The organism is Corynebacterium sp. HMSC078A10, from assembly GCF_001811565.1.
Taxonomy (GTDB): domain Bacteria; phylum Actinomycetota; class Actinomycetes; order Mycobacteriales; family Mycobacteriaceae; genus Corynebacterium; species Corynebacterium hesseae.
Genome location: NZ_KV805221.1, coordinates 2,822 through 25,008, shown reverse-complemented (window position 1 = coordinate 25,008; position 22,187 = coordinate 2,822). Strand labels below are relative to the sequence as shown.

Genomic DNA, 22,187 nt, shown 5'->3' with positions numbered 1-22,187 from the left:
TCTCGCTGGAAGGCCGTAGCATTTTTCAGCCGCTCGGCCTTAGGCAGGGCACTGGGCGGGGTTACGTCTTCGGCGAAGGGAGCGCCCGGCAGATGGTCGCGGCCGTGGGGCTGTGCCAAGCCACTAAGGTCGGGACCAGCCGGTACCACTTGGGTGGGATTAATCTCGCGGTGGACGATGTAGTAGTGCTGCTTGATCTCGGTGAAGTCGGTGGTATCGCCGAAGCCGGGGAGCTGGAATAGCTCGCGTAAGTAGCCATAAACGTTGGGCATCTCGCTGATTTTGTTCCGGTTGCTCTTGAAATGGCCGTGGTAGACAGCGTCAAAGCGGATCAGGGTGGTGTATGCCCGGATATCGGTTTCCGTGATGTGCTCGCCCATGATGAAGCGGCGGTGGGCTAGCCGCTCCTCCAGCCAGTCGAGGGCCTCGAAGACTTCCGCATAAGCCTCCTAATAAGCCTCCTGGGATGCGGAGAATCCCGCGCGGTACACGCCGTTGTTGAGCTTTCTGAAGATGAAGTCGTTGATCTCCTCCATCTCCTCCTGCTGCTCGGGCGGCGGCAGCAGGTTGGGTGCGCCTTCTCGCTGGAACTCGGTCCACTCCGTTTGAAAGTCCCGAACCATGGAGTTGAAATCATTGCTCACGACTTTGCCAGTGGACTCTTCCACCAGTGCTGGCACGGTGATTCCCCGTGGGTAGTCCGGGAAGCGTGTGAAATACGCATCCTGCAGGCGGGGGATCTGCAACACGGGATCGACGCCGCCTGGGTCGAGGTCAAATGTCCAGGAGCGCTTGTCGTGGGTCGGGCCCGCCAAACCTAAGGAGATGACATCCTCCAACCCCAACAAGCGCCGAACGATGACTGCGCGGTGTGCCCACGGGCAGGCGCGCGCTGCGATGAGGCGATACCGGTGGGGGCGCACCGACCAGTGCAAGGTTTCTCCGCTTCCGTCGTTGGCGGGCTGTGGCTCGTTGCTGGTGATGGAGGCGAGAATGCGGTCACCGATGTAGTTGGTATCCCGCTTGAATTCACCCTCCGTCGAGGCGTTCTGGGCGTCCCCGGCCCAGTCCTTCGACTGATCATTCTGGATGCCAGTAGTCATGCTTGCTCCCTGTGGCCGACAAAGTATTTGATACGTCAACAATAGCTGGATTCGGCATGTGGGTGGCAAAAGGTGAACTGCCGCGAGTGCGACAAAGGGGTTGTTGGGTATGGAGTTTGTGCGTCTAAAAAGCGCTTAAAAACCGATGGTGTGCTGGCGATTTGTGTTGTTTAAGCGTTTCGGGTTAATCTTTTCAAGGCTTCAACGAGAGCACAGCGGAGAAACTCCGTGACTCTAAGAGGCTGTGCCCCCTTAGCTCAGTCGGCAGAGCGTTTCCATGGTAAGGAAAAGGTCGACAGTTCGATTCTGTCAGGGGGCTCCATTCATGTTTCTGGAGGCTTTCAGAAAGTGAATATGGCGGTGTAGCTCAGTGGTAGAGCAAGCGACTCATAATCGCTGTGTCGCGAGTTCAATTCTCGCCATCGCTACCGGGAAAGAAAAGCGCCCGCGCACGGGCGCTTTTTCATTACCGACTCCCAGCCTTATACGGCACGTGGTTTTCATGGGGAATCACCGTTCTGGTAGGGTTGTGCGTTGTCCCAAAAGGGCACGCAAAGGGGCGTGGCGCAATTGGTAGCGCAACGGTCTCCAAAACCGTAGGTTGCAGGTTCGAGTCCTGTCGCCCCTGCCACATCACTTCCAAGGAGGGAATCGCCGTGAGCGATGAAAAGCAGCCGAGCACCGGGGCCCCGCGCCCAACCGGCAAGCGTCAGCTCTCTGGCGCAGCGACCACCTCTACCGATTCCTACACCGACAAGCGCGTTGTGCGCGTCGAGGATAAGAAGGAAGATTCTTTCGGCGGATCTGTCGGCTCCTTCCCGGGTGAAGTTGCTTCCGAGCTGAAGAAGGTTGTCTGGCCTACCGGCAAGGAAATGCTGCAGTATGTTCTGGTGACCTTCGCGTTCCTTATTGTCCTTACCGCCCTAGTGTGGGGCGTGGACACGCTGACTGGCCTCGGAGTTGAAGCAATCCTCGCGCCTTAGTACACTAATCTCATACTTTCATCCCGCCGCCTTCCCGCTAGCTCGACTAGGGGAAACGGCGGGATACTTTTTGCCCTAGTCCCGCCGGGTAACCTGGTTGGGGACTAGAAGAATGAACACCAATTTGGAGTAGCAGACAATGAGCGAAGAAAACACTGGCACCTCCCTCGAGCAGGCCATGATCGATAACGTCCAGGAACAGGCCGCGGAAGCGGTCGAGGCTACTGAGGAAACCCAGCAGCCGCAGGAGGAACTGTCCGCCGAGGAGAAGGAAGCCGCCGAGAAGGAAGCTGCTACCAAGGCCGCGGAGGCCGCCCTCGGCGGCGGCTCGGACGAGGCTGAGGCTGAGGGAGCGGGGGAGACGTCGCCAAGCGCTGAAGCAGATGCCGCTGCCGCCGACGCTGAGTACAAGACCCGCCTGCGCGCATTCACCCGCGAACTGAAGAAGCAGCCGGGCAAGTGGTACATCATCCAGTGCTACTCCGGCTACGAGAACAAGGTGAAGACCAACCTGGACATGCGCGCCCAGACCCTTGAGGTGGAGGATTCCATCTTTGAGGTCGTCGTGCCGGTCGAGCAGGTTCTGGAGAAGAAGGACGGCAAGAAGAAGGTTGTTAAGCGCAAGCTGCTTCCGGGCTACGTGCTGGTGCGCATGGAGCTTAACGACGCTGCCTGGTCCGTCGTCCGTGATACCCCGGGTGTGACCTCCTTCGTGGGCAACGAGGGCAACGCCACCCCGGTGAAGATCCGCGACGTGGCTAAGTTCCTCATGCCGAATGACACGACGGTCTCCCCGGAGGCTTCCGCCGCCGACTCCGAGGGCGAACAGGTTGTTGCCATGCCGGAGAAGGAGGCCGCGAAGGCTTATGCTCACGACTTCGAGGTGGGCGAGGCCGTCACCATCCTGTCCGGCCCGCTGGCTTCCGTATCTGCCACCATCTCCGAAATCGATCCGGAGACCGGCAAGATGCAGGGCCTGGTGTCCATCTTCGGCCGCGAGACCCCGGTGGAGCTGTCCCCGACGGAGATCGAGCGCATCTCCTAAAAAGCGATTTTGAGCTGGGCGCACGGTGTTCTAAACTTGAACGCCGTGCGCTTTTGCGCATGTTCAAACGTTCATCCTCCGGTGGCCCACAACGCGTGAGCATCCGGACGGGGCGCTGTTATTCATCGTGGCGGCACTCCGGTACCACAGGAAAGAGGTAATTCGATGGCTCCCAAGAAGAAGGTCACTGGCCTGATCAAGCTCCAGATCGAAGCAGGCGCTGCTAACCCGGCTCCGCCGGTCGGCCCGGCACTCGGTGCCCACGGCGTCAACATCATGGAGTTCTGCAAGGCTTATAACGCTGCGACCGAGTCACAGCGCGGCAACGTCGTGCCGGTGGAAATCACCGTCTACGAGGACCGCTCCTTCGACTTCAAGCTGAAGACCCCGCCGGCAGCTAAGCTCCTGCTCAAGGCCGCTGGCATCAAGAAGGGCTCCGGCGTCCCGCACACCGACAAGGTTGGCTCCGTGACCTGGGATCAGTGCAAGGAGATTGCACAGACCAAGTTCGAGGACCTCAACGCTCGTGACATCGAGAACGGCGCCCGCATCATTGCTGGTACCGCTCGCTCCATGGGCATCACCGTTGACGGCATCCCGGCTAAGTAATAATTCAATTTAATGCGCGATACGTTCTGTATCGCGCGTGGCAGGGCCAGCTTCGGCCCGCTATCACCACATCAATCCAAGAAAAGGAATTGCACTTATGAGCACCAAGTCCAAGGCATACAAGGCTGCCGCTGAGCTGGTAGACCGCTCCCGTCAGTACCGTCCGATCGAGGCTGCCAAGCTGGCCAAGGAGACCTCCTCCAAGAACTTCGACGCTACTGTCGACGTTGTCTTCCGCCTCGGCGTTGACCCGCGCAAGGCTGATCAGCTGGTTCGCGGCACCGTTTCCCTGCCGCACGGCACCGGTAAGGACGTCCGCGTGGCCGTCTTCGCCGAGGGCGACAAGGCTGAGGCCGCTAAGGCTGCTGGCGCCGACATCGTGGGCACCGAAGAGCTGATCGCTGCCATCAACGAGGGCAACATCGACTTCGACGTTGCTATCGCCACCCCGGATCAGATGGCCAAGGTTGGCCGCGTTGCCCGCGTCCTGGGCCCGCGTGGTCTCATGCCGAACCCGAAGACCGGCACCGTGACCGCTGACGTGACCAAGGCTGTGGCCGACGTCAAGGGCGGTAAGATTTCCTTCCGCGTTGACAAGGCTTCCAACCTGCACGCCATCATCGGCAAGGCTTCCTTCGACGCTGAGAAGCTGGCCGAGAACTACGGCGCGCTGTACGACGAGATCCTGCGTCTGAAGCCGTCCTCCGCTAAGGGCATCTACGCCAAGAAGATCACCATCTCCACCACCTCCGGCCCGGGCATCCCGGTCGATGCTTCCGTGGAGAAGAATTACACCGACTAATTGATGTCTGTGTTAACGGCGTAAAGGCCTCGGCTCATTCGTGAGCCGGGGCCTTTTCCTATGCTTCACCTGCGCTTGGCTGCAGAGCACTACGCGCATCTTCGCGAAACGGATTACATTCTTTGTTCTTCTTGTAACTCGCAACGTCTGCGTGCCTCCATCGACGTGCTAGAGGCATCGGACAAATGGTGTCTGATAAAAGGCATCAGTCATAAGGCGTTTTCACGGCGGAAAACGCCTTTTACTCATTGCAGATGGCGTTTTAGACCCAAAGACGCCTTTTACCAGATGCCTGTAGTCAGATGCCTTTTGTAGGACGCCCTCCTGACTTAGGTCAATTCAGTACGGAAGTATCCCATCTCACCGCCGAATAACACTAGGTAGCAGCGGTAGGAGTGGCGTTGTTCATCCGCCCATGGCCTCAATCGGAAAGCCTTCGTATATGCAGGTTAAGCGACTGGGTTTCACTGACAGGTAATTGGCAGTAAAGTGCGATGGCCTTATAAGGAAAGTGCTGCATACTAATTCTTGTGCGTTTGAGAGAGGCGCATGAGAGATAGAGAGAACACCCTGAGTCTTGCAGGGCGGGCGGCGTGAGAAACCGTCTGATAGACAAGACCCCTTACAACGCGGGTTCCGGATTTCACCGGGACCCGCGTTGTGCTGTGTGTCCCAAGTCAGGTGCTCCACGCCGTGGACTTAAGCGGAGATACATCAGGCCTAGGGCAAACGCGGACGCTGGATGTAGATGGTTCTAGTCAAAAGGTTTTCTTGGGGGCAAACAAACCATCTGGGGTAGCGAGGAAGGTTCGTTTGGGGGCAAGTGAACCTTCTGACTGAAACCTCTTGACGGGAACCTTCTGGTGGGAACCATGTGGAAGCGCACCGAGTTATACACCGGCTATCCACTGCCGGTTAAAAGGATTAGATGCATGCGAAGTCCGCTTTAAGGCCGCGGCTTGCCTTTCATCCAGTACACGGACCAGATGACATCCTCGCGCGGTACACCCCAGTCATGCACGGCTATCGAGCGCACTGCTTTCGCCAGGTCCCCTTCGCCGGACACCCACACCGAATCCGGCGCTGTATCCGCGGAGAAACGGGAACTAAGAAGCTGAACGGCGCGTGCGCTGTGTTCGTCGTGTGGAGCGACAATCATGGTGAGCGAGCGAACCTTTCCGCGCCACGTCTTTTCAAAGCCGTCTTCAATTTCATCGTCGTCCGCAATCATGGCAACGACGTCGACGCTGTCCAAGGTTTCCGGTGAAGAGGCTTCGTAGTGCTCCAGGATGTGCCACAGTGCTGGAAGAGCGGAGGCGTCCGCGAGTAGCAACTGTGACTTCTTAGGGGCCTGCCACCGTGCTTGCCCGGTATAAAGTCCAGCGGTATCCCCGGGTTGGGCCTTAAGGATCCACCGCGAGCCCGGGCCATTATCGCCATGGGTCACCACATCGACATCGATGGTGCAGGTTTTATGGTTGAGCCTGCGAATTGTGTACCACCGCAATGCCGGGCGGACGTCGTCGGGCAATCCAGTGGCGGCGGCGCGCACATTGGCATCCTCTACTGGGAAGGGGAAAAACTCCTGCCCGTCCTGGGGCATGAGGAGGCCAAAATACTCATCAGGCCCGGCTAGGGGGTAGGAGCCGAAGGCGGGCGAGTGAAAAGTAAGGCGGTGCAGCCGCGGCTTGAGGCGGGTGTTCCCCGTGAGGGTGACGGGTAATAAGCGGTGATTCGTCAAAGGAATTGTTCCTAGGTATAAGGGAAATTTGAATCCATGATAAAGCAGAGGTTAGGCTAGCCTCAAATAGGTTAGGGGTGCGAACGCTTGTCCGCTCGTTCCCATTGAAGGAAAGGTTTATTCCATGGTTGCTATCCATCGGCGCGCGAAAGCCGTGCTCGCGATTGTCTCGGCGGCAGCGATTGCTCTGACGGGGTGCTCGCGCGGAAGCGGCGAGGACAACGGCGCTGCAGGCAGTGCTGAGGAGGTGCGGGTTGCCAGCCTGGGGCTGGGTGACGCCGATACCGTACTCGCACTCGGAATCACTCCCGTTGCTGTGGCGCCGTGGGGTTCGCAAGGCGACGGCGATGGCTCCGGAGTTGGCCCGTGGGCGAAGGAGCTTTTGGGAGATGCACAGCCCGAGGTCATCTATAACACCGCTTCCGGTTTCACGGCCGAGGTTCTTGAACAGGTCACTGCCTCGGATCCCACGCAGATCATCGCCGTGAACCAGGCAGTGGACCAGGAGGCAAAGAAATCCCTCGAGGATATCGCCCCGCTGACCGTGAAGCCAGAAGGTTTCGAGGACTGGCAGATCCCCTGGGAGGAGCAGGTCAAGACCATCGCCGCTGCTGTGGATAAGGAAGAGGAGGGCGAGAAGCTCATTGACCAAGCGGAGGACGCCTTTGAGCAGTTCAGGGACTCCCACCCGGAGCTGGAGGGCAAGCGAGCAGCCATCGTCATGCCCTATGACGGGAAGCTGGGTCTCTACACGGCAGAAGACGGCCGCGGCCAGTTCATTGAGAACCTGGGCTTTGAGATCCCACAGGAACTGCAGGGCGATGGTTCCAGCTTCTTCGTGGACTACGCACCAGAAAACTACTCCCAGCTCAACGACGTGGACTACCTGTTCGTCTTGGACTACAACGGCGCGGCCGATGAGCTGAAGAAGGATTCCACGTTCCAAGGCCTAGACGTTGTTAAGGATGGTCGCGTTCGCTACCTGGACACGGACACCGGTAATGCGATGAGCATGCCGAACCCGCTGACTATTCCGTGGGCCGTCGACAAGTTCGAAGAGAAGCTCTAAGTGCTCGCGCTACCGAGGAAGGCTGACGCTATCCACGGTGCTGCGGGTGCGCGCCACGGTGGCACGGCAGTCGCGCTGGATTCGAGGGGGAGAAGCCGTGCACTGCTCACCATGGCCCTAGTGGTGTCGACCCTCCTCCTTCTACTGTGCTCATTGGCGGTGGGCTCGAGGGCTATCCCGTTGCCTGATCTGTTTTCTGCCCTCCTCCGCGGAGGCGAAGCAGATATCGAGAATATCGTGTGGGATTTGCGTATCCCCCGCACGTTCGTGGCCTACTTCGCGGGAGCAGCAATCGCGGTATCGGGTGTTATCGCTCAGTCTTGGACTAGAAATCCCCTGGCCGATCCGGGCTTCATTGGTATTACTGCGGGAGCTTCGTTCCTGGTTGCCCTCGGCACGGCGCTAGGTATCGCCACCTCAACCGGTATGCGGACCGCGCTCGCCCTCGTAGGCGCCGGCCTGGCCACAGCATTAGTGCTGGGTGTATCCCGGCGGTTTCAGGATCCCCTGACGCTGGTCCTAGTGGGCGCAGGAGTTGCTGCTGCCTTGAGTTCTGGCGCCATGCTGATCGGCCTGTACTCCACGGATGTCCTCGACAGCATGCGCCGGTGGACCATCGGCTCTACGTTTGGGCGGGGACCAGAGGATGTCGCCATCGCAGGTGCCGGATTGCTCATCGGGTTTATCATCGCCGCACGCGTGGCGCGACCGCTCGATCTTCTGGCAATGGGGGAGGAATCCTCGGTTGCTCTAGGCGGTTCTCCCACGCTGGCGCGGCGCGGCGCTGCCTTGAGCATCGTTGTTCTAGCAGGATGCGCAACTGCGGCAACAGGTCCCATTGCCTTCGTCGGGTTTGCCATCCCCCATCTGCTGCGCCGGTTTACGGGGCCAGAAGTTACCGCGATGATTGCTCCTGCCGCGTTGCTCGGTGGTTGCTCCGTGCTCGCTGCGGATATTCTGGGCCGCCTCATCGCGGGCCCCTCTGAGCTGGAGATGTCCATCGTCTTGGCCTTTGTGGGCGCACCATTTCTCATTTGGGCCGTACACCGTGGGGAGCACAAGCTATGAATGGGCGGGTGAAGGGGGACGTCGCCAAGCATCTGCGTTCCCAAGAGCGGCAGCGCCGGGCATGGATGTGGGGAGCCACCTGTTTCTTTGTTGTGGTCGCGGCAAGCTCCTATGTCCTCCTGCTGGGACAGGGCCCTGTGGCCTTGAGCCCGGGGCAGGTTCTCGAGATTCTCAACGGCGGGGGAAGCCGAAGCGAGATTCGGGTTGTCTGGGACCTGCGCATGCCCGTAGCGCTAGCGACCCTCATCGTGGGTGCCGCGCTCGGACTAGCGGGGTCATGGACGCAATCAATGTCGCGCAATCCGTTGGCCTCGCCTGACATTCTTGGCGTGACTGGCGGCGCGTCCGTCATGGTGGTCCTCGGAACGGTGTTCTCTCGGCCGCTGCTTGCCGACGGGCTCTCCATGTTCTGGTGGCGGGCCGGACTCGCGCTGCTGGGAGCCGTGCTGGCAGCCATCCTGCTGGTGGCGCTTGGGGGAATCGGCACGAGCAACCGCATCGTCATCGTCGGAATCGCGCTCTCCTTGTTGTTCCAAGCGCTGGTGGCGTATCTCTTGCGCGCAGCCGAGCTCCTCCGCGCGGCGCAATCCCAGCTGTGGCTGGCGGGAACCACGGGCTTTGTGCGGATGGAGGTCATTCTCCCTTTGCTTGTGGGGTTGACTCCTTTCGTGGTGCTTGGCCTGTGGTGCGCTCGGGAGTTGCCGCTCCTTGCACACGATGATCTTTCGGCCCTTTCCCTCGGGGTCAACATCACGCGAACACGCGCGCTGCTGCTGGTGGCAGCTACGGGTATCTGCGCGGTGACCGTGTCCGTGGCCGGTCCCATTGGTTTCATCGCGCTTCTGGCCCCGCATGTAGGGCGCATTGTTGCTCGGACGCCCACGCCTGTGCCGCTGGTTTCGTGTGCCGCTGGCGCTGCCTTGTTGAGCGCATGCGCTGTCATTGCTGGGGCGTTGCCGATGGACGCTCCGGTGGGTGCCGTCTCCTCCATCATCGGAGGGTGCGCCCTGGTCATCTTGGTGTGGAATGCCGCGCGGCGGAGAGGATAAAAGCTAGTGAAAGACAGAGTAATTACGGCCGCCGGTATTCATGCCGGCTATAAGGACGGGGAAGACATCCTGTCGGGCGTTGACTTGGTGGCCCGTCCGGGCGAAATCACCACGCTCATTGGGCCGAATGGCTGCGGCAAGTCCACGTTGCTGAAGACCTTGTCTAAGATTCTTCGCCCGCGCCAGGGGAGCGTGCACATCGGCGAGTTGGACGTGCACGCCATGAGCTCGAAAGAAGCAGCAGCCCACGTGGCGCTCCTTCCGCAGCAGCCGACGGCGCCGGATGGGCTGCGAGTGGGAGAGCTCGTCGCACGGGGCCGATACCCGCACCTGGGCCGCGGTCGGGGCCTATCCGCGAAGGACCGCGACATCATCGCGCAGGCCTGCGTGGAGACTGGCATTACGGACTTCATCGACCGTGATATCGCGGCGCTCTCGGGCGGCCAGCGCCAGCGGGTCTGGCTCGCGCTGGCCTTGGCGCAGGACACGCCAGTGCTGCTTCTCGACGAACCCACAACCTTCCTTGATCCAGCCCATGCCATCAGCGTTTTGCAGCTCGTGCGCAAGCAAGCCGACGCCGGGAAAACGGTCGTCGTCGTGCTGCATGATCTTATGTTGGCCGGCCAGTACTCCGACACCATGGTGGTCATGAACAACGGCGAGGTTCTCGCGCAGGGGAGTCCTCGCCAGGCGTTGCGGAAAGAGGTGCTGGCAGCCGCCTATGGCATCGACGTCGAGATCTGGGAGGACCCGCGCAGCGACGCCCCCGTCATCGTTCCGCGTGGGGTGCTCAGTGACTAGAAGTGACTAGAAATGCTCATACACGAGGCTGAGTAGGACACTCCCAGTGGAGCGATTTGGAGTTGTGGCAGGTCGGGTTGTAAAGTACCTAGCGAAGTTTGAACGGCCCCTGAGGCCGAGTCAAAGTTCACCGAAGACCGTCGGTCATCCGGACACCCGGATCGAAGGTTCCTCATCCTAGAGGGCGGCCCACGCAGGAGACACTTTGCGAATAAGCGCGGATTTCCGCGCGCGCCCTGTGCTCTTGCACGGGGCTTTTGTTATTTCGGTTGTCCATCGGGCAAGCGGAGTAGGGAAGGCCCCGGCGGAAAACACAAGAGATGTTTCGAAAGGAGGCGAAGTAGAAAATGGCAAACCCGAAGAACACCGCAGACCTGGCGGCACTGAAGGAAAAGCTCGAGGGTGCAAACTCCATCGTGCTTACCGAGTACCGTGGCCTGACCGTGGGTCAGCTCCAGGAGCTGCGTAACAACCTCGGCTTTGACGTTGAGTACTCCGTCGCCAAGAACACCCTTTTCAAGATCGCTGCCAACGAAGCTGGCATCGAGGGTCTTGACGAGCAGCTGACTGGCCCGACCGCTATTGCGTTCATCAAGGGCGAGGCAGTGGATGCTGCGAAGGTCATCACCAAGTTCGCTGATGACAACAAGGCACTCGTTATCAAGGGTGGCTACATGGACGGCAACGCTCTGTCTGCCGACCAGGTTGAGGCCATCGCCAAGCTGGACAACCGCGAGACCACCCTCGCAAAGCTGGCTGGCGCCATGAAGGGTTCTATGGCAAAGGCTGCCGCCGTATTCAACGCTCCTGCAACCAAGATGGTCCGCACCGCTGCGGCCCTGCAGGACAAGAAGGCTGCGGAAGCTTAAGACGCCAACTACAGGCGCACAACTTAAACACACACACTTATCTGGCTGCCTAGCGCGGCCAGGAACAATGAGAAAGGATGCCAATCATGGCTAAGCTCACCAAGGACGAGCTCATTGAAGCTTTCAAGGAAATGACCCTCATCGAGCTCTCCGAGTTCGTTAAGGAGTTCGAGGAGGTCTTCGACGTTGAGGCCGCTGCTCCGGTTGCTGCTGTTGCTGCTGGTGCCCCGGCTGCCGGCGGTGCCGCTGAGGAAGAGAAGACCGAGTTCGACGTCGTTCTGACCGACGCTGGCGCTAAGAAGATCGGCGTTATTAAGGCTGTCCGCGAGATCGTCTCCGGCCTGGGCCTGAAGGAAGCTAAGGAGCTCGTTGAGGGTGCTCCGAAGGCTATCCTCGAGGGTGCTTCCAAGGATGACGCTGAGGCTGCTAAGGCTAAGCTCGAAGAGGCTGGCGCTTCCGTCGAGCTCAAGTAATTCACCTGAATTACTCAGCTTTCCCGCACAGCACACTCGCTGCGCACCAACAACCCCGTTCCGCTTTCTTGCGGTGCGGGGTTGTTCCCGTTTTGTTGGGTCCGGCCCCGGATTCTAAGGATTGCGTGTCAGGTCTTGACACTAGGGTCAAAGAGAGACACTATTGGCGTGGGGTTGAGAGCTACTACTCAATTCGCGTCAACTCGCAGTGGCGCATCATATTCAAGTGGACACCCGAAGGAGCTGTTGACGTTGACTTTATCGACTACCACTGACGCGCATACTCATGTTGATGTTGTTCCCGTTCCGCACCCCGGAGAAATCCTTCTCCTAGAATTCCTCAAACCCTGCGGAATTACCCAGTATCGCCTGGCCAACGACATTGGCACTACTCGCTCTCAAGTCTCTAAAATTACTCGCGGTACGCTCGGTATCAGTGCCGATATGGCTTTGCGTTTGTCGGCCTATTTTGGAAACTCTGCGGAGTTCTGGCTCGGACTCCAAGAGGAATACGATCTGTGGAAAGCTCGCCAGACCACCGATGTCAGCGACATCGTTCCGTGGAATCACAAAAAAGACGCTGACTCTCGTTCGTAGAATTCGCTTATTCGAGCTCAATGCGAGGTGGGAGCCGCCCCTCAAAGCAGTCCCATAAATCTGAAACGCACCCTCCAGGGAAATGTGTTTTGAACAAACGAATCGGTAGGATAAGCCACCATGCTGCCCAAGTCCCGCATCTTCTCCGTCCTCCTGCTCGGCCTCGGCGTTGCGCTGATAGCAGCCGGCCTGGCGGCGTCGAGCTTCTTGAGCTTTAGCCCGCGCCTACCGCTGGATATTGAGAACACCACGTGGACGATGCAGGATGAGAACGCCACCGCGCAGGCGCTGTCCGCGGAGGGTGTTACGCAGTACGAGGGGCCGATGACCTATCAGCTCAACATGGACATCCAGGATCCGGCGGATAAGGACACCGCAACGCTGCGGGTGGGGGAGTCCGCCATCCGCGGCGGCACGGGCAACGTAGAGGACTTAAGCTTTGCCCGCGTGTGGAACTATCCCGTCGATCGCCTCAGTGGTGAGGCCACGGGTCCGGCAGCACTCTCCCACACCATGGGCTCGCCCACGGCGGAGGTGCCGGTCGAAGGCTACTGGCTGAAGCTGCCCGCCGATGCCGAGCAAACCACCTATCCGGTCTTCGACCCGGTCCTGCGCAAGGCGGCCGACGCCGTCTTCGAAGAATCCCTCGACATCGACGGCCGCACGGTCTACCGCTACCGCCAGGAGATTGAGCCCACCAACGTGGCTACCCTCTACGCCGGTACCACGACCACCACGCTGAGCAATGAGGATGGCTCCACCGAGCAGGGCTACCTCTTCCACGCTGCAACGCGGGACCTCTTTGTAGATCAGGCCACCGGGCTCGTCGTGGGCCTGGACATTGACGTGCGGGACTACTGGGCTGACCGTGAGGGCAACGAGCGCGAGGTGCAGTTCGCGTTTCAAGGTGCTACCGACGAAGAATCCCGCGCGGAGTTGCTCCAGCAAGCTGAGCGCTTCCCGCGCAGTGCTGTGGGGCAGTGGGTGCGCTGGGGCGGCGTCGGAATCGGCGCACTTCTGGTGTTGCTCGGGGCGCTGGGCGCTTTCCGCCGCCCCGCCAGCCGTCACGCCCGCTAGCCGCGCGTGCTAGAGGCCCGCGCGTGCAGATCTCCGGAGCGACACGCCAATAGCGAGTTTCGCCTTTACAAGGCTGCCGTTATGCTATAGGCTATTTCGTTGCGCTGGAATCTGGATCTTTGGTGCACATTTAGCCTTTCGAGCGGTGATGGTAAAACCGACTTGACAAGGTGATTTTGTGCATTCTAAACCCAGTCATTCCACAGCAGACCGAATGCTAAATCTACCAGCGGTTTTGTACCTCACCGGCCAGGGTGGGGCCGCAATCCGCCAGAGGTACTGGAAGGACCCATCTTGGCAGTCTCCCGCCAGACCAAGTCAGTGGCCAACATCCCTGGAGCCCCGAAGCGATACTCCTTCGCTAAAATCAGCGAGCCTATCGCCGTCCCGGGCCTCCTCGATCTACAACTCGATTCTTACGCGTGGCTCATCGGCACCCCCGAGTGGCGCGAGCGCGAGCAGGCAGAGCGCGGCGAAGACGCACGCGTGACGAGCGGCCTTGAGGATATCCTCGAGGAGCTTTCTCCGATCCAGGATTACTCGGGCAACATGTCCCTGTCCCTGTCGGAGCCTCGCTTCGAGCCGGTGAAGAACACCGTGGACGAGTGCAAAGAGAAGGACATCAACTACTCGGCGCCACTGTACGTCACCGCAGAATTCATCAATAACGACACCCAGGAGATTAAGTCCCAGACCGTCTTCATCGGCGATTTCCCGATGATGACCGAGAAGGGCACCTTCATCGTCAACGGCACCGAGCGCGTTATTGTCTCGCAGCTCGTGCGTTCCCCGGGTGTCTACTTCGACCAGACCATCGACAAGTCCACCGAGCGCCCTCTACACTCCGTGAAGGTCATTCCTTCCCGCGGTGCATGGTTGGAGTTTGACGTCGACAAGCGCGACACCGTCGGCGTTCGTATCGACCGCAAGCGCCGCCAGCCGGTGACCGTGCTGCTCAAGGCCCTGGGTTGGACCGAGGAGCAGATTAAGGAGCGCTTCGGTTTCTCCGAGCTCATGATGTCCACCCTCGAGTCCGATGGCGTGGCCAACACCGATGAGGCTCTGCTGGAGATCTACCGCAAGCAGCGCCCGGGCGAGCAGCCCACGCGTGACCTCGCGCAGGCACTGCTGGATAACTCCTTCTTCCGCGCCAAGCGCTATGACCTGGCCAAGGTGGGCCGCTACAAGGTCAACCGCAAGCTCGGCCTGGGCGGAGACCACGACGGTCTGATGACCCTGACCGAGGAAGACATCGCCGTCACCCTCGAGTACCTCGTGCGCCTGCACGCCGGCGAGCGTGAGATGAAGGCCCCGAACGGTGAGATGATTTCCATCCACACCGACGACATTGACCACTTTGGTAACCGTCGTCTGCGCACCGTCGGCGAGCTCATTCAGAACCAGGTCCGCGTGGGCCTGTCCCGCATGGAACGCGTCGTCCGCGAGCGCATGACTACCCAGGATGCAGAGTCGATTACCCCGACCTCCCTGATTAACGTTCGCCCGGTTTCTGCTGCCATCCGCGAGTTCTTCGGTACCTCCCAGCTCTCGCAGTTCATGGACCAGAACAACTCCCTGTCCGGCCTGACCCACAAGCGCCGCCTGTCTGCGCTGGGCCCGGGCGGTCTGTCCCGTGAGCGCGCCGGCATTGAGGTGCGAGACGTTCACGCTTCGCACTACGGCCGCATGTGCCCGATTGAGACCCCGGAAGGCCCGAACATTGGCCTGATCGGCTCGCTGGCTTCCTACGCTCGCGTGAACGCTTTCGGCTTCATCGAGACCCCGTACCGCAAGGTTGTGGACGGCAAGGTCACCGACCAGGTGGAGTACCTCACCGCCGATGAAGAGGATCGCTTCGCCATTGCGCAGGCTGAGGTTGAGAAGGATGCCGATGGCACCCTGACCGGCGACCGCATCGAGGTCCGCCTCAAGGACGGCGATATCGGCGTGACCGATGCCGCCGGCGTTGACTACGTTGACGTTTCCCCGCGCCAGATGGTCTCCGTGGCTACCGCCATGATTCCGTTCCTCGAGCACGACGATGCTAACCGTGCCCTCATGGGCGCGAACATGCAGCGCCAGGCCGTGCCGCTGGTGCGCTCCGAGGCCCCGTACGTGGGCACCGGTATGGAGCAGCGCGCTGCCTACGATGCTGGTGACCTCATCATCACCCCGAAGGCGGGCGTGGTGGAGAACGTCACCGCGGACCTCATCACCATCATGGATGACGAGGGCCAGCGCGATACCTACATGCTGCGCAAGTTCGAGCGCACCAACCAGAACACCAACTACAACCAGACCCCGCTGGTGTCCCTGGGCGAGCGCGTCGAGGCGGGCCAGGTGCTTGCAGACGGCCCCGGTACCCACAACGGTGAGATGTCCCTCGGCCGCAACCTGCTGGTTGCCTTCATGCCGTGGGAAGGCCACAACTACGAGGACGCCATCATCCTCAACCAGCGCATCGTGGAGGAGGACATCCTCACCTCGATCCACATCGAGGAGCACGAGATCGATGCTCGCGATACCAAGCTGGGCCCGGAGGAGATCACCCGCGAGATCCCGAACGTCTCCGATGACGTTCTGCGTGACCTCGACGAGCGCGGCATCGTCCGCATCGGTGCCGACGTCCGCGCGGGCGACATCCTCGTCGGTAAGGTAACCCCGAAGGGTGAGACCGAGCTGACCCCGGAGGAGCGCCTGCTGCGCGCCATCTTCGGTGAGAAGGCCCGCGAGGTGCGCGATACCTCCATGAAGGTGCCGCACGGTGAGACCGGTAAGGTCATCGGCGTTTCCCGCTTCTCCCGCGAAGATGACGACGATCTGGCCCCGGGCGTCAACGAAATGATCCGCGTCTACGTGGCTCAGAAGCGCAAGATCCAGGATGGCGATAAGCTCGCCGGTCGCCACGGCAACAAGGGCGTTGTGGGCAAGATTCTCCCGCCGGAGGATATGCCGTTCATGGAGGATGGCACCCCGGTGGACATCATCCTGAACACCCACGGTGTGCCGCGTCGTATGAACATCGGCCAGGTTCTCGAGGTTCACCTCGGCTGGCTGGCACACGCCGGTTGGAAGATCGACACCGAGGACCCGGCCAACGCCGAGCTGCTCAAGACCCTGCCGGAAGAGCTTTACGACGTCCCGCCAGAGTCTCTCACCGCAACCCCGGTCTTCGACGGTGCCACCAACGAGGAGATCTCTCGCCTGTTGGCCTCCTCCAAGCCGAACCGCGATGGTGACGTCATGGTGGATGAGCACGGCAAGGCCCGCCTCTTCGACGGCCGCTCCGGTGAGCCGTACATGTACCCGGTTTCTGTCGGCTACATGTACATGCTCAAGCTGCACCACCTCGTCGACGAGAAGATTCACGCCCGCTCCACCGGTCCGTACTCCATGATTACCCAGCAGCCGCTGGGTGGTAAGGCGCAGTTCGGTGGCCAGCGCTTCGGTGAGATGGAGGTGTGGGCAATGCAGGCATACGGCGCCGCCTACACCCTGCAGGAGCTGTTGACCATCAAGTCCGATGACGTGGTCGGCCGCGTCAAGGTCTACGAGGCCATTGTCAAGGGTGACAACATCCCGGATCCGGGCATCCCGGAGTCCTTCAAGGTCCTCCTCAAGGAGTTGCAGTCCCTCTGCCTGAACGTGGAGGTTCTCTCCACCGACGGCACCCCGATGGAACTGTCCGGCTCCGACGATGATGACATGGACGGCGCTCCGTCCCTGGGCATTAACCTGTCCCGCGACGAGCGCTCCGACGCAGACATCGCCTAGCTTCTTGGTCCGCCGCCTCAGCTGCGGCGGGCATAACGAAACACCACCTACATACAAAGCCATCAACTTCCCCCTGACGGGGGATGAAAGGGAGACATTACGTGTTTGACGTAAATCTCTTCGACGAGCTCCGCATCGGGCTGGCCACCGCAGAGGACATCCGTCGCTGGTCCAAGGGCGAGGTCAAGAAACCCGAAACCATTAACTACCGCACCCTGAAGCCGGAGAAGGACGGCCTCTTCTGTGAGCGCATCTTCGGCCCGACCCGTGACTGGGAGTGCGCCTGCGGTAAGTACAAGCGCGTGCGCTACAAGGGCATCATCTGTGAGCGCTGTGGCGTCGAGGTGACCAAGTCCAAGGTGCGCCGTGAGCGCATGGGCCACATCGAGCTGGCCGCGCCGGTTACCCACATCTGGTACTTCAAGGGCGTTCCTTCCCGCCTGGGCTACCTGCTGGACCTAGCTCCGAAGGACCTTGAGCGCATCATTTACTTCGCCGCCAACATCATCACCTCCGTGGACGAGGAAGCTCGCCACAATGACCAGTCCACTCTGGAAGCAGAAATGCTGCTGGAGAAGAAGGACGTGGAGGATGACGTCGAGGCAGAGATCGCTGAGCGCGCTGCCAAGCTCGAGCAGGATCTGGCCGAGCTGGAGGCCGCCGGCGCTAAGGCCGACGCCCGCCGCAAGGTCCAGAACGCTGCCGACAAGGAGATGCAGCACATCCGCGAGCGCGGTGAGCGTGAGGTCGCTCGCCTCGATGAAATCTGGAACACCTTCATCAAGCTGGCTCCGAAGCAGATGATCATCGATGAGACCATCTACGAAGAGCTGGTTGACCGCTACGAGGATTACTTCACCGGCGGCATGGGTGCAGAGGCTATCCAGACCCTCATCCGCAACTTCGACCTCGAGGCTGAGGCCGAGGAGCTCAAGGAGATCATCAACAACGGCAAGGGCCAGAAGAAGATGCGTGCCCTCAAGCGCCTGAAGGTTGTTGCAGCCTTCCTGCGCTCGGGCAACGACCCGGCCGGCATGGTCCTGGATGCTATCCCGGTGATCCCGCCGGAGCTGCGCCCGATGGTGCAGCTGGACGGCGGCCGCTTCGCCACCTCCGACCTCAACGACCTCTACCGTCGCGTGATCAACCGCAACAACCGCCTCAAGCGCATGATCGACCTCGGCGCTCCCGAGATCATCGTGAACAACGAGAAGCGCATGCTGCAGGAGTCCGTTGACGCGCTCTTCGACAACGGCCGCCGCGGCCGTCCGGTCACCGGCCCGGGTAACCGCCCGCTGAAGTCCCTGTCTGACCTGCTCAAGGGTAAGCAGGGCCGCTTCCGCCAGAACCTGCTGGGTAAGCGCGTGGACTACTCCGGCCGTTCCGTGATTATCGTTGGTCCGCAGCTCAAGCTGCACGAGTGTGGTCTGCCGAAGCTCATGGCTCTGGAGCTGTTCAAGCCCTTCGTCATGAAGCGCCTGGTAGAGAACGACTACGCGCAGAACATCAAGTCCGCTAAGCGCATGGTAGAGCGCCAGCGCCCTGAGGTGTGGGACGTCCTCGAAGAGGCCATTTCCGAGCACCCGGTGATGCTGAACCGTGCACCTACCCTGCACCGCCTGGGTATCCAGGCCTTCGAGCCGAAGCTCGTCGAAGGTAAGGCCATCCAGCTGCATCCGCTGGCTTGTGAGGCTTTCAACGCTGACTTCGACGGTGACCAGATGGCAGTCCACCTGCCGCTGTCCGCCGAGGCACAGGCTGAGGCCCGCGTGCTGATGCTGGCTTCCAACAACATTCTGTCTCCGGCCTCCGGTAAGCCGCTGGCTATGCCGCGCCTGGATATGGTTACCGGCCTGTACTACCTCACCATGGATAAGGGTGAGGACGAGATCGGTGGCGAGGGCCGTTACCAGCCCGCCACCGAGGACCGCCCGGAGCAGGGCGTGTACTCCTCTTACGCGGAGGCCATCATGGCCCGTGACCGCGGCGTTCTGGGCCTGCAGGCCCCGATCAAGGTGCGCATCTCTCACCTGCGTCCGCCGTCAGACATCGAGGCAGAGCAGTTCCCGGATGGTTGGCAGAAGGGCCAGGCTTGGCTCGCTGAGACCACCCTGGGCCGCATCATGTTCAACGACCTGCTGCCGTGGAACTACCCGTACCTTGAGGGCGTCATGGTCCGTAAAGGCGGCGCTGGCAACAAGATGCTGCTGGGTGACGTCATTAATGACCTCGCTGCCAAGTACCCGATGATCACCGTTGCCCAGGTTCTGGACAAGATGAAGGACGCGGGCTTCTACTGGGCCACCCGTTCCGGCGTGACCATCACCATGCACGACGTTCTGGTTCTGCCGAACAAGACCGAGGTTCTCGAGTCTTATGAGAAGGAAGCAGAGCGCATCGAGCGCAAGTACTGGGAGCAGGGTGCCCTGACCGAACGCGAGCGCTACGACCGCCTGGTGGAGCTGTGGAAGGACGCCACGGACACCGTGGGTAACGCCGTCGAGGAGCTGTACCCCGACGACAACCCGATTCCAATGATCGTGAAGTCCGGTGCTGCCGGTAACATGCGTCAGATCTGGACCCTGGCCGGTATGAAGGGCATGGTTGTGAACTCCAAGGGTGACTACATCACCCGTCCGATTAAGACCTCCTTCCGCGAGGGCCTGTCGGTTCTGGAGTACTTCAACAACTCGCACGGTTCCCGTAAGGGTCTGGCGGATACCGCTCTGCGTACCGCTGACTCCGGCTACCTCACCCGTCGTCTGGTGGACGTGGCGCAGGACGTCATCGTCCGCGAAGAGGACTGTGGCACCCGCCAGGGCGTGCGCGTCCCGCTCGGTGTCGAGGTGGCCGAAGGCTCCTACGACCTGCACGAGCTGTGGGAGACCTCCGCATCCGGCCGCGTCGTGGCTAATGACGTCAAGGATGAAAACGGTGAGGTTATCGCCGAGGCCGGCGCTGACCTGACCGAGGAGCTCAGCCGCAAGATCGTCAACGCTGGTGTTCTGGAGATCAAGGTCCGCTCCGTGCTGACCTGCCAGACCCCGGCCGGTGTATGTGCCAAGTGCTACGGCAAGTCCATGGCCTCCGGCAAGCTCGTCGATATCGGCGAGGCAGTCGGCATCGTGGCCGCACAGTCCATTGGTGAGCCGGGTACCCAGCTGACCATGCGTACCTTCCACCAGGGTGGTGTCGGTGGCGATATTACCGGCGGTCTGCCGCGTGTTCAGGAGCTCTTCGAGGCCCGTAACCCGAAGAACCGCGCTCCTATCGCCTCCGTCGACGGCACCGTGTCCCTGTCCGATGAGGGCAACTTCTGGACGCTGACCATCACCCCGGATGACGGTTCCGACAACGTGGTCTACGAGAAGCTGTCGAAGCGTCAGGGCCTGGCTCAGGTCCGCCGCCCGATGGAGTCCAACCCGGACGCCATGATCGAGCGCTCGCTGCGCGACGGCGACCACGTCACCACCGGTGACCGCCTCATGCGCGGTGCGGCTGACCCGCACGACGTGCTTGAGGTCCTCGGCCGCCGCGGTGTGGAGAAGCACCTCATCGACGAGGTTCAGGCCGTCTACCGTGCACAGGGTGTGGCTATCCACGACAAGCACATCGAGATCATCATCCGCCAGATGCTGCGTCGCGGTACCGTCATCGACGCCGGTACCACCGACCTGCTCCCGGGCAACCTCATTGACCTCTCTGAGGCCAAGCAGGTTAACGCCACTCAGGTTGCTGAGGGCGGCCAGCCGGCTCAGCTGCGCAGTGAGATCATGGGTATCACCAAGGCCTCCCTGGCTACCGAGTCCTGGCTTTCCGCGGCCTCCTTCCAGGAGACCACGCGCGTGCTTACCGACGCCGCCATCAACAAGCGCTCGGATCAGCTCATTGGTCTGAAGGAGAACGTCATCATCGGTAAGCTGATCCCGGCCGGTACGGGTATTTCCCGCTACCGCAACATCAGCGTCAAGCCGACTGAGGCCGCACGCAATGCTGCGTACTCCATCCCGACCTACGGTGATTCCATCTACGGCGACGATGGCTTCGGTGAGTTCACCGGCGCTTCCGTCCCGCTGGAGGAGGACTACACCTTCTAGGACCTAGTCCTTAGCCCCTTAACGGCAAAGGGAAACCAAGACCCGCACTTCACCCCGCCACACGCTGGTGGGGAAGAGGTGCGGGTCTTTTTGGACTGCGGGATTATTTGGCTTTGCTTAGAATAGTGCCAACGACACAGTAGATCACCAGCACTCCTGTCAAGAAGGGCCCTAACCTATGACCCACGCCAACAAGAGCTCCAAGGATACGAATTCATCCACGGCTGTGACTGCCGAAAAAACTAAGACGTGGACAGGCATTGACGCCGTTGTGGTCATGGCTTTCTCCCTCATGGGCGCACTTCTGCTGTGGGGAAAAGCCGCCGTTTTTCAGCGAGCGGCGACGGGGGAGGGCATTCCCCTCGGTTGGGACAACCTTATGGCTCTGCTCTCTGCGTTATGGGTGCTGCAGTTTATGGGTGCCCTGTGCGCGGCCTTGACCACACGCAAGCCGGGTGCGGCGTTCGTGGGGTATGTCATGACCGTCATTTTGTGCCGTGCGCTGGTTGGGAGCTTTGAGCAGCTGAGCTGGCCAACAATCCTCCTTACCGCCCTGGCAATGGAGGCAGCCTTCCTCGCCTTCAAATACAAGCGCTTCACCATTCTTACCGGCGCACTGTCCGGCGCTGCCGCGGTGGTCGTTACCGGAATCGCAACCTTCACCACCCACGACCTCGCTCCAGGGACTGCCGCGCTCCAATTCCGCGCCGAAGTCATTCAGCTACTCGTCACCGTTGTGACCGTGGCACCGGTGTCCTACCTTCTTGCCATGGCGGTGCGGTCGGCGTTCTATAAAACTTCTTAGATTCAACCTCAGGTTGATACCCCCGTCAAGCCCCCTCCATGGGAGCCTTGATGGGGGTAACTTATGTGCGGCCCAAATTACGAACCTAAATAAACCTGTGAACGTTATGAACATGGGAGCCGACTGTGGCCTGCAGCTTTACAGAGTTCTACCTACGGAAACTCCGTGACATGCATGGACACCGTTAACTGCCGGCGAAATTAGCTCTTGCGGAGAGTGGCGGGG

Annotated in this window: 17 protein-coding genes, 3 tRNA genes and 1 pseudogene; 19 read left to right on the top strand and 2 right to left on the bottom strand. The window is 60.7% G+C overall.

What is annotated here, in order from left to right; translation table 11 throughout:
• Window positions 1–1,103 (bottom strand): annotated as a pseudogene (locus HMPREF2808_RS09680) (glutathione S-transferase C-terminal domain-containing protein); the annotation flags it as partial.
• 246 nt (window positions 1,104–1,349) lie between these two features.
• Here HMPREF2808_RS09680 and HMPREF2808_RS09675 point away from each other — a divergent pair.
• From HMPREF2808_RS09675 to rplA, 7 genes are all read left to right on the top strand, one after another.
• Window positions 1,350–1,425, top strand: a tRNA-Thr gene (locus HMPREF2808_RS09675).
• Window positions 1,426–1,459: 34 nt separating this feature from the next.
• A tRNA-Met gene (locus HMPREF2808_RS09670) sits at window positions 1,460–1,531 on the top strand.
• 127 nt (window positions 1,532–1,658) lie between these two features.
• A tRNA-Trp gene (locus HMPREF2808_RS09665) sits at window positions 1,659–1,734 on the top strand.
• Between the two features lie 25 nt (window positions 1,735–1,759).
• The gene (secE, locus tag HMPREF2808_RS09660) at window positions 1,760–2,086 is read left to right on the top strand and encodes a preprotein translocase subunit SecE (RefSeq protein ID WP_070624551.1); all 327 of its coding nucleotides are present in this window, start codon (window positions 1,760–1,762) and stop codon (window positions 2,084–2,086) included.
• A 139-nt stretch (window positions 2,087–2,225) separates the two neighbouring features.
• A complete protein-coding gene (gene nusG, locus HMPREF2808_RS09655) occupies window positions 2,226–3,131 on the top strand; it encodes a transcription termination/antitermination protein NusG (protein WP_070520979.1) in 906 nt (301 codons plus the stop codon).
• 165 nt (window positions 3,132–3,296) lie between these two features.
• Window positions 3,297–3,740 carry a 50S ribosomal protein L11 gene (rplK, locus tag HMPREF2808_RS09650; protein WP_070520976.1) on the top strand — a complete coding sequence of 148 codons (444 nt, stop codon included), beginning with the start codon at window positions 3,297–3,299 and terminating at the stop codon, window positions 3,738–3,740.
• Between the two features lie 97 nt (window positions 3,741–3,837).
• Window positions 3,838–4,542 carry a 50S ribosomal protein L1 gene (gene rplA, locus HMPREF2808_RS09645; protein ID WP_070520973.1) on the top strand — a complete coding sequence of 235 codons (705 nt, stop codon included), beginning with the start codon at window positions 3,838–3,840 and terminating at the stop codon, window positions 4,540–4,542.
• A 946-nt stretch (window positions 4,543–5,488) separates the two neighbouring features.
• Here rplA and HMPREF2808_RS09640 read toward each other — a convergent pair.
• Window positions 5,489–6,283: a siderophore-interacting protein gene (locus HMPREF2808_RS09640; protein ID WP_070526012.1), complete on the bottom strand. Its 795-nt coding sequence runs from the start codon at window positions 6,281–6,283 to the stop codon at window positions 5,489–5,491.
• A gap of 124 nt (window positions 6,284–6,407) precedes the next feature.
• Between HMPREF2808_RS09640 and HMPREF2808_RS09635 the strand changes: the two genes are divergently transcribed.
• From HMPREF2808_RS09635 to HMPREF2808_RS09585, 12 genes are all read left to right on the top strand, one after another.
• Window positions 6,408–7,352 carry an ABC transporter substrate-binding protein gene (locus tag HMPREF2808_RS09635; RefSeq protein WP_070624550.1) on the top strand — a complete coding sequence of 315 codons (945 nt, stop codon included), beginning with the start codon at window positions 6,408–6,410 and terminating at the stop codon, window positions 7,350–7,352.
• A gap of 111 nt (window positions 7,353–7,463) precedes the next feature.
• Complete coding sequence (locus HMPREF2808_RS09630; RefSeq protein ID WP_246818563.1) at window positions 7,464–8,420, top strand: FecCD family ABC transporter permease; 957 nt, start codon at window positions 7,464–7,466, stop codon at window positions 8,418–8,420.
• Window positions 8,417–9,469, top strand: a complete 1,053-nt coding sequence (locus HMPREF2808_RS09625) for a FecCD family ABC transporter permease (RefSeq protein ID WP_070624548.1) — start codon at window positions 8,417–8,419, stop codon at window positions 9,467–9,469. The genes HMPREF2808_RS09630 and HMPREF2808_RS09625 overlap by 4 nt, the downstream gene beginning before the upstream one ends.
• Window positions 9,470–9,475: 6 nt before the next feature.
• Entirely contained in the window at window positions 9,476–10,270 is a 795-nt protein-coding gene (locus HMPREF2808_RS09620) for an ABC transporter ATP-binding protein (RefSeq protein WP_070624547.1), read from the top strand.
• Window positions 10,271–10,617: 347 nt separating this feature from the next.
• Window positions 10,618–11,139 carry a 50S ribosomal protein L10 gene (rplJ, locus tag HMPREF2808_RS09615; RefSeq protein WP_070624546.1) on the top strand — a complete coding sequence of 174 codons (522 nt, stop codon included), beginning with the start codon at window positions 10,618–10,620 and terminating at the stop codon, window positions 11,137–11,139.
• 86 nt (window positions 11,140–11,225) lie between these two features.
• Window positions 11,226–11,612, top strand: coding sequence for a 50S ribosomal protein L7/L12 (rplL, locus tag HMPREF2808_RS09610; RefSeq protein ID WP_010189710.1), 387 nt, complete (start codon window positions 11,226–11,228; stop codon window positions 11,610–11,612).
• A 125-nt stretch (window positions 11,613–11,737) separates the two neighbouring features.
• Entirely contained in the window at window positions 11,738–11,887 is a 150-nt protein-coding gene (locus tag HMPREF2808_RS13365; RefSeq protein ID WP_246818562.1) for a type II toxin-antitoxin system RelE/ParE family toxin, read from the top strand.
• On the top strand, window positions 11,865–12,209 hold the full coding sequence (locus HMPREF2808_RS09605; RefSeq protein WP_246818561.1) for a HigA family addiction module antitoxin: 345 nt from the start codon (window positions 11,865–11,867) through the stop codon (window positions 12,207–12,209). The genes HMPREF2808_RS13365 and HMPREF2808_RS09605 overlap by 23 nt, the downstream gene beginning before the upstream one ends.
• Before the next feature lie 120 nt (window positions 12,210–12,329).
• Window positions 12,330–13,286 carry a cell envelope lipid trafficking protein PgfA gene (locus HMPREF2808_RS09600; RefSeq protein ID WP_070624544.1) on the top strand — a complete coding sequence of 319 codons (957 nt, stop codon included), beginning with the start codon at window positions 12,330–12,332 and terminating at the stop codon, window positions 13,284–13,286.
• Window positions 13,287–13,580: 294 nt separating this feature from the next.
• Window positions 13,581–17,060, top strand: a complete 3,480-nt coding sequence (locus HMPREF2808_RS09595; RefSeq protein ID WP_070624543.1) for a DNA-directed RNA polymerase subunit beta — start codon at window positions 13,581–13,583, stop codon at window positions 17,058–17,060.
• A 101-nt stretch (window positions 17,061–17,161) separates the two neighbouring features.
• Window positions 17,162–21,157: a DNA-directed RNA polymerase subunit beta' gene (locus HMPREF2808_RS09590; RefSeq protein ID WP_070624542.1), complete on the top strand. Its 3,996-nt coding sequence runs from the start codon at window positions 17,162–17,164 to the stop codon at window positions 21,155–21,157.
• A gap of 178 nt (window positions 21,158–21,335) precedes the next feature.
• Complete coding sequence (locus tag HMPREF2808_RS09585) at window positions 21,336–21,962, top strand: ECF transporter S component (RefSeq protein WP_070624541.1); 627 nt, start codon at window positions 21,336–21,338, stop codon at window positions 21,960–21,962.
• The last annotated feature ends 225 nt before the right edge of the window (window positions 21,963–22,187 follow it).